This is a genomic window from Amycolatopsis sp. NPDC104819 (assembly GCF_055583145.1).
Genome location: NZ_JBVJON010000002.1, coordinates 740,518 through 751,161, shown reverse-complemented (window position 1 = coordinate 751,161; position 10,644 = coordinate 740,518). Strand labels below are relative to the sequence as shown.

General features: G+C 72.0%; 12 protein-coding genes. 9 read left to right on the top strand and 3 right to left on the bottom strand.

Features of this window, described 5'->3' with window-relative positions:
- The first annotated feature begins 11 nt into the window (after nucleotides 1–11).
- Together ACZ63E_RS08605 and ACZ63E_RS08600 are read left to right on the top strand one after the other, a co-directional pair.
- Entirely contained in the window at nucleotides 12–245 is a 234-nt protein-coding gene (locus ACZ63E_RS08605; protein ID WP_465335409.1) for a hypothetical protein, read from the top strand.
- Between the two features lie 149 nt (nucleotides 246–394).
- Nucleotides 395–646: a hypothetical protein gene (locus ACZ63E_RS08600; protein WP_465335408.1), complete on the top strand. Its 252-nt coding sequence runs from the start codon at nucleotides 395–397 to the stop codon at nucleotides 644–646.
- Between the two features lie 9 nt (nucleotides 647–655).
- On the opposite strand, the gene ACZ63E_RS08595 is transcribed toward ACZ63E_RS08600, so the two are convergent.
- Both ACZ63E_RS08595 and ACZ63E_RS08590 read right to left on the bottom strand, forming a co-directional pair.
- On the bottom strand, nucleotides 656–1,102 hold the full coding sequence (locus tag ACZ63E_RS08595) for an OsmC family protein (protein ID WP_465310015.1): 447 nt from the start codon (nucleotides 1,100–1,102) through the stop codon (nucleotides 656–658).
- 5 nt (nucleotides 1,103–1,107) lie between these two features.
- On the bottom strand, nucleotides 1,108–1,728 hold the full coding sequence (locus ACZ63E_RS08590; protein WP_465335407.1) for an HD domain-containing protein: 621 nt from the start codon (nucleotides 1,726–1,728) through the stop codon (nucleotides 1,108–1,110).
- A gap of 181 nt (nucleotides 1,729–1,909) precedes the next feature.
- Between ACZ63E_RS08590 and ACZ63E_RS08585 the strand changes: the two genes are divergently transcribed.
- The gene (locus ACZ63E_RS08585) at nucleotides 1,910–2,524 is read left to right on the top strand and encodes a TetR/AcrR family transcriptional regulator (RefSeq protein WP_465335523.1); all 615 of its coding nucleotides are present in this window, start codon (nucleotides 1,910–1,912) and stop codon (nucleotides 2,522–2,524) included.
- Nucleotides 2,525–2,845: 321 nt separating this feature from the next.
- Here ACZ63E_RS08585 and rpsA read toward each other — a convergent pair whose 3' ends face one another.
- Nucleotides 2,846–4,345: a 30S ribosomal protein S1 gene (rpsA, locus tag ACZ63E_RS08580; RefSeq protein ID WP_465310013.1), complete on the bottom strand. Its 1,500-nt coding sequence runs from the start codon at nucleotides 4,343–4,345 to the stop codon at nucleotides 2,846–2,848.
- A gap of 322 nt (nucleotides 4,346–4,667) precedes the next feature.
- Between rpsA and ACZ63E_RS08575 the strand changes: the two genes are divergently transcribed.
- The 6 genes from ACZ63E_RS08575 to ACZ63E_RS08550 all read left to right on the top strand — a co-directional run bounded on the left by ACZ63E_RS08575 (nucleotide 4,668) and on the right by ACZ63E_RS08550 (nucleotide 10,639).
- Complete coding sequence (locus ACZ63E_RS08575; RefSeq protein WP_465335522.1) at nucleotides 4,668–5,519, top strand: class I SAM-dependent methyltransferase; 852 nt, start codon at nucleotides 4,668–4,670, stop codon at nucleotides 5,517–5,519.
- Nucleotides 5,516–6,427 (top strand): GNAT family N-acetyltransferase, encoded by a 912-nt coding sequence (locus tag ACZ63E_RS08570; protein ID WP_465335406.1) that lies wholly within the window; start codon nucleotides 5,516–5,518, stop codon nucleotides 6,425–6,427. Before ACZ63E_RS08575 ends, ACZ63E_RS08570 begins: the two co-directional genes overlap by 4 nt.
- A 20-nt stretch (nucleotides 6,428–6,447) precedes the next feature.
- Complete coding sequence (locus ACZ63E_RS08565) at nucleotides 6,448–7,374, top strand: GNAT family N-acetyltransferase (RefSeq protein WP_465335405.1); 927 nt, start codon at nucleotides 6,448–6,450, stop codon at nucleotides 7,372–7,374.
- 102 nt (nucleotides 7,375–7,476) lie between these two features.
- Complete coding sequence (locus ACZ63E_RS08560; protein ID WP_465335521.1) at nucleotides 7,477–8,178, top strand: ABC transporter ATP-binding protein; 702 nt, start codon at nucleotides 7,477–7,479, stop codon at nucleotides 8,176–8,178.
- Complete coding sequence (locus tag ACZ63E_RS08555) at nucleotides 8,175–10,070, top strand: YhgE/Pip family protein (protein ID WP_465335404.1); 1,896 nt, start codon at nucleotides 8,175–8,177, stop codon at nucleotides 10,068–10,070. Before ACZ63E_RS08560 ends, ACZ63E_RS08555 begins: the two co-directional genes overlap by 4 nt.
- Nucleotides 10,067–10,639, top strand: a complete 573-nt coding sequence (locus ACZ63E_RS08550) for a TetR/AcrR family transcriptional regulator (RefSeq protein WP_465335403.1) — start codon at nucleotides 10,067–10,069, stop codon at nucleotides 10,637–10,639. Before ACZ63E_RS08555 ends, ACZ63E_RS08550 begins: the two co-directional genes overlap by 4 nt.
- Nucleotides 10,640–10,644 lie beyond the last annotated feature (5 nt).

Below are 10,644 nucleotides of genomic sequence, written 5' to 3'. Positions count from 1 at the left end.
GGGGAGGGACCATGAAGCTGGCGAAGATCGGCCAGGCCGCCGTCGCGCTACTGGGGGCCGGCGGGCTCGCCGTGGTGGCGCCCGACCTGCCGGCGGTGAGTCCCGCCGAGCCGGCCGGCGGCTGCTTGTCCGGCGTCTACCGGATCCAGGCGCAGCCGTCCCGCACGCTGTACGCGGTGAAGCGCACGTGGATCCCCTTCACCACGACGTGCGCGAACGGCCAGGTCACGACCCCGCCCGCGTGACGGCGTCGTCGACCCACACGGACGGGTGATCCGCAAGACGATCGTGACGCGTGACTCAACCGATATCCGGACACGCCGCGTTGCTTACCCACGTTCCCCGCCCGAACTGCGTACCGTGCGCGCGACAGGGTCGCCCACACGGAGGAACGATGGCGAACAGCAAGCACGTCGGGAGGCACCGGCTCGGCACGCCGGGGCTGGTGCACTGCGTTCTTCATCGCCCGGTGGCCGAGGCCCTCGACGACTACCGGCGGACCTGGCTGAACGCCCTGCTGATCCCGGCCAAGCACAGCTTCGCCGGGCTCCGCCGCAAGGCTCGTGCCGCCGCGCTCGAGCGCATCTGGGTCCCGGCGGTCGGCGTCACGACGGTGCGGCCGGTGGCCGCCGCCCGCGCCGCCTGACCACCCGGCTCACCGGCCGGTTTCGCGCGTCTCGATCGCGATTTCCGACGAGAGTGTGCGGTGCACCGGGCACTTGTCCGCGATCAGCATGAGCTTGGCGCGCTGGTCGTCGTCGAGCTCGCCCTCCAGCTCGATCTCCCGCGTGATCCGGCTGATCATGCCGCGTTCGGTTTCGCACTTCGCGCAGTCCTCGGCGTGGATGCGGTCGTGGCGGAGCCGGATCGTCGCCCTGGCCAGCGGGAACCCCTTCCGGTCGGCGTACATCCGCAGCGTGATGGCCGTGCACGAACCCAGCGACGCGAGCAGCAGCTCGTACGGGTTCGGGCCGGCGTCGGCGCCCCCGACCGCGACCGGCTCGTCGACCAGCAGTGTGTGGCTCGACGTCGTGACCTGCTGCGTGTAGGTGCCGTCGCCGCTCGCGGTGACGACGACCGTGCCGGGCTCGGGGTGTGCCATCGGAGTCAGTCCTCCCAGGGTGAGTCCAAGATCGTGGTGACGAAGTCCTGTCGTGCGAAGCCTGGCACGAACCGCGCCAGGACATCGGCTTTGACGTTCCCGAAAGTCGTGTCGGGCCGGTCACGGATGCCGTCGGTGAACGCGGCGAGGATGCGCCGCTTGAAGTCCGGCCGCGGGTGCGCGGCGACCACCGCGGCCCGCGCCTCGGCGGGCAGGTCGTGGTAGCCGATGCCCAGGACGTCGTACTCGACCCCGGCCGTCACCAGCGCGACCTCGGGTTCCATGTGCTCGGGGATGCCCGGCGTGGTGTGCAGCGCGATCGCGGTCCAGGCGACGCGGGCCTGCTCGGCGTCGACGCCGTGGCCGAGCAGGAAGCGCCGGGCCTCGTCGGCGCCGTCGAGCTCGAAGCGCCGCTCGGTGCGGTGGCCGGCGACGAGCCCGACGTCGTGGAAGAGCGCCGCGACGTAGAGCAGTTCGGCGTCGAAGTCGAGGCCGCGCCGTCGGCCCTGCAGCGCGCCGAAGAGGTAGACGCGGGAAGAGTGGTCGTACAGGAGCGGGCCGAGGGTGTCCTTGACGAGCTCGGCGGCTTCCCGGGCGAGCGCGGTGTCGGGGATGTCCGTGGTCATGACGTCGACCTTGCCCGGGGCCGCGGTGCTCGGACCTGTGCCCAGCGGACGGGAATACCGCACATCCGGACATCCGGCGCATTCCCAAGAGGACGCGGATATCGTATCTTCTGCTGCGGGTGGGTCACCCGATCGGAGTTGTGCGCGAAGGGGGTGCGCCGTGGCCACCAGGCACCTGTCGATGCGCCCCGCCGAACAGGGCAACCGCGAGCGGTACCTCGACGCGGCGTTGTCGGTCCTGTTCGACCGCGGCGTCCCGGGGCTGTCCGTGCGCGGGGTGGCCGAAGCGGCGGGCGCGTCCACGATCTCCGTGTACGCCCGCTTCGGCGGTCGCTCCGGCCTGCTCGACGCCTTGTACGAGCGCACTTTCGACTCGCTGCGGGAGATGCTGGAGGGCCTGCCGCCGTCGGGCGCGGACGGCGTCGGGGACCTGCTGCACCTGGCGCTCGAGTACCGGCTCTTCGCGCTGGAGAGCCCGGCCCGCTACGCGCTGATGTTCGAGAGACCGGTGCCCGGCTTCGACCCGGACCCGGCCCTGCGGTCGGCGGTGGTGCGGACGACGTTCGGCCTGTTCATCACCCGCGTGCACCGCGTGTGCCCACCGGAAGCGGACCCGAAGGCGGCGGCGTACCAGCTGTGGACGGCGATGCACGGCCTGGTCGGCTCGGAGCTGATGCTCGCGTCTCGGACACCGCTGCCGGGCTGGTTCATCCCGCCGACCGACGAGGCGAACGAGGAGATGTACCGCCGCGGGGTCACGGCGATGATGACCGGCCTGGGCCTGCGCAACCGCTGAGACGGGCCCGGCACGCACCCGCCGCTGGGGCCGCCTGTGAGCCGCAGCCGAGCCGGAGCAGGGACCGCACCGAAGCGAGCCGCAGAACGACCGGACCGGACCAGGGGCGAGCCCCGGGACACTTCAAGCGCCTGCCGCGGAACCCGAACCCCGCGCACCCAAGTGTCGCGAATGACCCATTCGGGACGTCTCGCGTCCCCAATGACCCATTCGCGGCACTCCGAGCCGGCGCCCAGACAGCCGCAAGACAGGCCCTGAACGCAGCGAACCCCGGTCCGCCTGGACCGGGGTTCGCCGTGGTTCAGCTCAGAGCGCTACTGCTCACGCACCGCCGGAGAGCTTCTCGCGGAGAGCCGCGAGCTGCTCGTCGGAGGCGAGGGTGCCGCCGCTGCTCTTCGTGTCGGCCGGGGCCGAGCCCGAGGTGTAGCTTTCCGCGCCACCTTCGATGCCGGTCGCCGCGTCCGCCGCGGCTTCCGCGTCGGCCTCGACGGCCTTCTGGACCTGCTTCATGTGGGCCTCGTAACGGGTGTGCGCCTCCGCGTACTGGCGCTCCCACTCCTCACGCTGCTTGTCGAAGCCTTCCTGCCACTCCTGGGTGTCCGGGTCGAAGCCCTCGGGGTAGATGTAGTTCCCCTCGGTGTCGTACTCGGCGGCCATGCCGTACTGGGCCGGGTCGAACTCGGTGTCCGGCGTGACACCCTCGTTCGCCTGCTTCAGCGACAGCGAGATGCGACGGCGCTCGAGGTCGATGTCGATGACCTTGACCATGACGTCGCCGTTGACCTGGACGACCTGCTCCGGGATCTCCACGTGGCGCTCGGCCAGCTCGGAGATGTGGACCAGACCCTCGATGCCCTCTTCGACACGCACGAACGCGCCGAACGGAACCAGCTTGGTGACCTTGCCCGGCACGATCTGGCCGATCGCGTGGGTGCGGGCGAACTGGCGCCACGGGTCTTCCTGGGTCGCCTTCAGCGACAGCGAGACGCGCTCGCGGTCCATGTCGACGTCCAGGACCTCGACCGTGACCTCCTGGCCGACCTCGACGACCTCGGACGGGTGGTCGATGTGCTTCCAGGACAGCTCGGAAACGTGCACCAGGCCGTCGACGCCACCCAGGTCCACGAAGGCACCGAAGTTGACGATGGACGACACGACGCCCTTGCGGACCTGGCCCTTGGCGAGCGCGTTGAGGAACTCGCTGCGCACCTCGGACTGGGTCTGCTCGAGGTAGGCGCGGCGAGACAGGACCACGTTGTTGCGGTTCTTGTCCAGCTCGATGATCTTCGCCTCGAGCTCGCGGCCGACGTACGGCTGCAGGTCGCGCACACGGCGCATTTCGACCAGGGACGCGGGGAGGAAGCCGCGCAGGCCGATGTCCAGGATGAGGCCGCCCTTGACGACCTCGATGACGGTGCCCTTGACGGGCTCGTCCTTCTCCTTGAGCTCCTCGATCGTGCCCCAGGCGCGCTCGTACTGCGCGCGCTTCTTGGACAGGATCAGACGGCCTTCCTTGTCCTCCTTCTGGAGAACGAGGGCTTCGACCTCATCGCCGACGGTGACAACCTCAGCCGGGTCGACATCGTGCTTGATGGAGAGCTCACGCGAGGGGATGACACCCTCGGTCTTGTAGCCGATGTCGAGCAGGACCTCGTCGCGGTCGACCTTGACGATCGTGCCTTCGACGATGTCGCCATCGTTGAAGTACTTGATGGTCTTGTCGATAGCCGCGAGGAAGTCTTCCTCCGACCCGATGTCGTTGATGGCGACCTGCGGGGCCCCGATGGGGGCGGTCGGGGCGGTGGCGGTGTCGGTGGTCATTAGGCGGGTTGCTCCGGTGGATGGGATCGAGGGTTGGCAGTTGTCGGCGCGATGGGGTGTGAGGAGCATGCGACGACCCTGCGAGCAAACGTCCACCAGTGAACGACCGCGGCATGACCCGCAAACGGTGCGCGACCCGAGCCCGACCAGAAGCTGAGCGGAAGGCAGCGCGAACCCACTGCGCTAACACTTATCCTACGCGGCGGTCACCAGGCGGCACAATCAGGGTCCCCCGGCGATCGCTAAGGTCCTCGCGAAGGCAAACGCACCCAGGAGGACGCAGGTGGAGCGGGCACCGGCGGCCGGGACCGGAGACACCATCATGCCACCGAACGACCCGGCCGCGCCGGGCCGCCACGACACCGCCGAGCAGCGGCTGGGCACCACCGCCGTCGCCTACCGCGAGGTCGGCGGGGCGGAGGCCGCGGCCGCGAACCTCGCCTGGTGGGACGCCGACGCCGACGACTACCAGGCCGAGCACGGCGGCTTCCTCGGCGACGCCGACTTCGTCTGGTGCCCGGAAGGGGTGCGCGAGGCGGACGCGCGACTGCTCGGCGACGTCCGCGGCCGGCGCGTGCTGGAGATCGGCTGCGGGCAGGCCGCGTGCTCGCGCTGGCTGGCGGCCGAGGGCGCCGACGCCGTCGCGACCGACCTGTCCGCCGGCATGCTGCGCCACGCTCAGGAGGGCAACACGCGCACCGGCGTCGCCGTGCCGCTCGTGCAGGCGAACGCCGAGCACCTGGCGCTCGCGTCCGGCAGCTTCGACGCGGCCTGCTCGGCGTTCGGCGCGATCCCGTTCGTGGCTTCGGTGGACGCCGTCTTCGCCGAGGTCCACCGGGTGCTGCGGCCGGGCGCGCCGTGGGTGTTCTCGGTGACGCACCCGATGCGGTGGATCTTCCCGGACGACCCGGGCCCGCAGGGCCTCACGGTCACCCAGCCGTACTTCGACCGCACGCCGTACGTGGAGGTCGACGACGAGGGCACAGCCACCTACGTCGAGTACCACCACACGCTCGGCGACTACGTGCGCGCGCTGGCCGCGGCCGGGTTCACCGTGACCGACCTCGTCGAGCCGGAGTGGCCCGAGGGGCACACGCGGGTCTGGGGCCAGTGGAGCCCCTTGCGCGGCCGGCTCTTCCCGGGCACCGCGATCTTCCGCACGCGCCGCTCGTGAACCCCCTGGAGGAACAGCAGAACGCCCGGTTCGCCGCGCTCGACCCGCTGCTCCCGCCGATCGCGCCGCCCCCGGCGGCGAACGAGCCGCTCGTGGTCACCGCCGGCGGGCGCCGGGCCGGCGGCCTGCTCACGCACGTCGTGCACGCGCCGGGGTCGTGGCCCGCGCTCTGGGGGCCGCTGGAGCTCTGGGACCTGACGCCGGTGCCGGGCGAAAGCGGCGCGGCGGGCCTCGCGGCGCTGCTGGACGCGTGGCGCGAGCGGATGCGCGGGACGCCGTTCAACCCGGACTCGGGGTGCTCGGTCACCTGGCCGAGCCGCGACGCGGAGGGTTCGGCGGTCCTGCTGGCGCACGGCTTCGCGCCGATGACGTGCCTGGCGGTGCGCCTCCCAGGACCGCCCGCCGACGACCGGCCGTCGCGGGTGTCGGTCCGGCTCGCCGGCGATGCCGACGTCGAGGCCCTGACCCGGCTGCGGCTCGCGGAATGGCAGTACACGTCGCTGGTCGGCACCGCGGTGCACCGGCCGGGCGCGCGGGCGCTGCTGCGCGCGGAGGTCGCCCGCTCACTGCGCTTCAGCGGGCTGGTCTGGCTCGGGGAAGACGACGGCGCGCCGGCCGGGATGGCCGCCTGCGCGCTGACCTTCCCGGCGTGGGGCGACAGCATCCACGGCCGGCTGCGGCCGGGACGCTGGGGGTACGTCGACACGCTGTCGGTGGCGCCCGAGTCCCGCGGCGGCGGGGTGGGCCGGACGCTGATGACCGCCGCCCATCGTGAGCTGGCCCGGCGCGACCTGGAAGGTACGTTCCTCTTCTACCACCCGGCGAACCCGCTCTCCCCGGTGTTCTGGCACCGGCAGGGTTATCGTCCACTGTGGACCATGTGGATCCGGCGCCCCGCCTGGTCCTGACCGCGACCCCAGGGGGACCCATGGACATCGCCGGCCCGCTGTTCGCCGCCCACCGGGCGCGCCTCGCCGCGGTCGACGCGCTGCTGCCGCCCGCCGCGCCCCCGGCCGAGGGCGAGCGGCTGGACGCGGCGACCGCGGACGGCACCCGGGTCACCGCGGTGCTCCAGCGGGAGCGGCTGGCGCCCGGCGACGTCCCGATGCTGTGGGCGGCGGCCGACACCTGGCAGCTCTTCCCCTACTTCGGCGCCACCGGCACCGAGGGCGCCGACCTGCTGCTGCGGGCATTGAAGGGCCGGCTGGAGACCGAGGAGACCGGCGACGACTCGGCGTGCGTCGTCGTCTGGCCGAGCCGGGACGCCGAGGCGATCCGCGCCTACCTCGACCACGGCCTGGTCCCGCTCGGCGCCCTCGGGGTGCGGACCGCGCCGCCGGTCGAAGACACGACCGGCACCACCGTCGCCGTCCGCCGGGCCGGGCCGGGCGACTTCGCCGCCGCGCTGGAGCTGGCCACGGCGACGTTCGACTACACCGGCCTGGTCGCCGTGCCCCGGCGGGCCAACACCGCGGACCTGCTGGCCCCGGCCCTGCGGGAGGCCCTCGACGCCGACGAGCCCGAGGTCTGGCTGGCCGAGGAGGCCGGCGAGGTCCGCGCGCTGGCGCACTGCGCGTGGATCGACGTGTCCCTGGGCGGCGAGGCGGCCGAGCTGCTGCCGCTGGGCCGCTGGGGTTACGTAAACAACGTCGTGACCGCGCCTGGCGAGCGCGGCGGCGGCTTCGGCCGGGCGCTGATGGCCCGCGTGCACCGGGAGTTCCACGAGGCCGGCGCCACCGGCACCTACCTCTACTACAACCCGACCAACCCGCTGTCCTCGGTGTTCTGGCACCGGCAGGGCTATCGTCCACTGTGGACGACGTGGGAGGTGCGCCCGGCGTCCGCGCTGCGGTGAGTCACCCGGTGGTGTGACTTGCGTCCGGTGATCTTGCCGCGGGACCCGGCGGGGACTAGCTTTTGAACTGACCAGTCAGTTCAAAAGATGCTGGAGCCTCCCGTGCAGGTCCGAGCCGATCGCGTGTCCCTCGAAGGGCACCACGGCACCTTGTTACCGCCCACCTCGCTGACCGTCGGCGAGGGTGACCTGGCGATCGTGCACGGCGAACCCGGCGTCGGCGTCACCGCGTTCGGCCTCGCGCTGGCCGGCCGGCTCAGGCCCTCCACCGGCACTGTGCACGCCGAAGGCGTCGACGCTCCCCTGCCCGGGCTCGTCGCGATCGTCGACGCGCCCGGCGTCAGCGAGCCCGACGAGGCGCTGAGCCTGCGTGTGGTCGTCGGCGAGGAGCTGGCGCTCGCCCACCGCCCGGCGGGCAAGGAGGACGTGGCCCGCTGGCTGGCCGGGCACGACGCCGCGCCGTACGCGGGCACGCGGTTCGAGAACCTCGCGCCCACCCTGCGCACCCGGCTGCTCACCGAGCTGGCCGCGGAGCGCAAGGGCGTCCGCGTGCTCGTGCTGGACACGCCGGACCGGCACACCAGTGACGTCGGCAGCTGGGCCGGGCTCGCGCGGGAGCTGGCCGAGCGCGGTCTCGCCGTGGTCGTGCTGACCGCGACGACACCGCTGTCCGCCCTGCCGTTCGAGCCCGCCCGCATCGGCTCGGCCGAACAGCCGGAGCCGCAGCACCACTCCCCTGAACCCGAACCCCGACCCGAACCCACCGAAGAGCTCCCCGCGAGCACTGACGGAGTCGAAGAATGAACGCCTTCCGGATCGCCCGCAACGAGCTGCGCCGCCTGTCCACCGGCACGATGCCGAAGCTGGCGCTGGTCGCGCTCGTGCTGGTGCCGCTGCTCTACGCGTCCTTCTACCTGTACGCGAACTACGACCCGTACGGCCGGCTGGACAAGCTGCCCGCCGCCGTCTTCACCAGTGACACCGGCGCGCAGGACGCGAGCGGCCAGCAGCGCAACGTCGGCCGCGAAGTCACCGACGAGCTGGTCAAGTCCGGCACGTTCCAGTGGCACGAGGTGTCCGAGCAGGAGGCCCGCGACGGCGTCCGCGACGACAAGTACTCGTTCGCCATCGGCATTCCGAGCGGCTTCTCCGCGGCACTGCTGTCGGTCGGCAACTTCCAGCCGCAGCAGGCGACGATCACGCTGACCACCAACGACGCGAACAACTACCTGTCCGGCACGATCGCGAAGCAGGTCGCCGAGCAGGTGCGCAAGACGATCGCGGAGAAGGTCGGCAGCGAGGCCGCGGACCGGTTCCTGGTCGGCTTCTCCACCATCTACGGCAAGATCCAGGAGGCCTCGACGGGCGCCGCGCAGCTCGCGGACGGCGCCACGCAGCTCAAGTCCGGGCAGCAGCAGCTCGCCGGCGGCGCTTCGCAGCTCGCGGACGGCTCGGCGACGCTCGCCACCGGGCTCGGCACGTTGAAGAGCAGCACCGCGGACCTGCCGTCCCAGACGCAGAAGCTCGCCGACGGCGCTTCACAGGTGGCCACCGGGGACCAGAAGGTGGCCGACGCGGCGTCGCTGGCCGCGACGGCGTCGTCCGACATCCAGGGCAAGCTCGACGGTTACCGCACCCAGCTCGTCACCGACCTGCGCGACGCCGGGGTGCCGGAGGCGCAGATCCAGGCGATCGTCGCGAAGGCCGACCAGCTGCGCTCCCCCGTCGACCAGGCCAACGGCAAGATCCAGCAGGCCAACGGCGACCTCGCGAAGCTGGCCGACGGCGCGCGGCAGGTGTCCGACGGCGCGGCGAAGCTCGCCGCGGCGTCCCCGCAGCTGGCGAACGGCATCGCCCAGGCGTCCGACGGCGCGAACCAGCTGCGTGACGGCGCCGCGAAGCTCGACGACGGCGAGAAGACCGCCGTCACCGGCACGAACCAGCTCGCGGACGGCGCGGTGAAGCTGCGCGACGGGCTTTCGGCCGGGCTCAAGGAGATCCCGAACCCGGACGACCCCACCCGCTCGGCCACGGCGAACACGATCGCGGACCCGGTGGCGGTCAACGCCAACGGCGAGGCGTCGGCGGGGACCTACGGCGCGGGCCTGGCGCCGTTCTTCATCTCGCTAGCCACCTGGATCGGCGCGTTCGTGCTGTTCCTGATCCTGCGCCCGCTCTCGACCCGGGCGCTGACGGCGGGCGCGTCCCCGTTCCGCGTCGCGGTCGGCGGCTGGCTGTCCTCGGCGCTCCTCGGCGTCGCCCAGGTGGTCGTCCTGTTCGGCGCGGTGACGTGGCTCGTCGGCATCCACATCGCCCACCCGCTGGGCGCGATCGGGTTCGCGGTGCTGGTGTCGCTGACGTTCACGTCGGTGGTGCACGCGCTCAACGCGTTCTTCGGCGCGGTCGGCAAGTTCCTCGGGCTGGTGCTGCTGGTGCTGCAGCTGGTCAGCGCGGGCGGCACGTTCCCGTGGCAGACGATCCCGGACGCGCTCTACCCGCTGCACGTGGTGCTGCCGATGGGGTACGCCATCGACGGCTTCCGCCACCTGTTCTACAGTGGCGCCACCGTGCAGATCCTGGGAGACATCGGCGTGTTGCTGGCCTACCTGGCAGGCGGGGTCCTCGTGTCCACGCTGGCCGCGCGCAAGCGTCGCGTTTGGACGGTGTCGGCCCTCAAGCCCGAGCTCAGCCTGTGAGCGGCGCGACCAAGCAGAAGCTCTTCGAGGCCACGCTGGAGCTCTCGAAGAGCCGGGGCCTGGTGGGTCTGACGGTCGACGACATCGCCGCCGCGGCGGGCGTCGCCAAGGGCACGGTCTACTACAACTTCGGGTCGAAGGACGGGCTCGTCGACGCTTTGCTGCGCTACGGCGTCGACATGCTCGCCGGGCAGCTGCGCGCCGCCGTCACCGAGGCGGACCCGCTCGAGGTGATCGAGGCGCAGGTCGACACGACGCTGGAGTTCATCGCCCGCTACCCGGGGTTCTCGCAGATCCTGGTGAGCGAGCTGTGGCGGACACCGGGGCAGTGGCACGACACGCTTTCGCTGCTGCGCGAGGAGATCATCTCGATCGTCAAGGACCAGCTGTCCCGGTTGGAGTCGGCCGGGCGGCTGCCGGAAGGGGTGCAGATCCCGACCGCGGCGGCCGGGTTGTTCGGCACCATGCTGGTGGTGGCGCTGGACTGGCAGGTGTTCGGGCCGCAGCGGACGCGGGCGGAGGTCCGCGACGCGGTGATGGTGCTGATCCGCGGTCTGGGACGGCGTTAGCGACG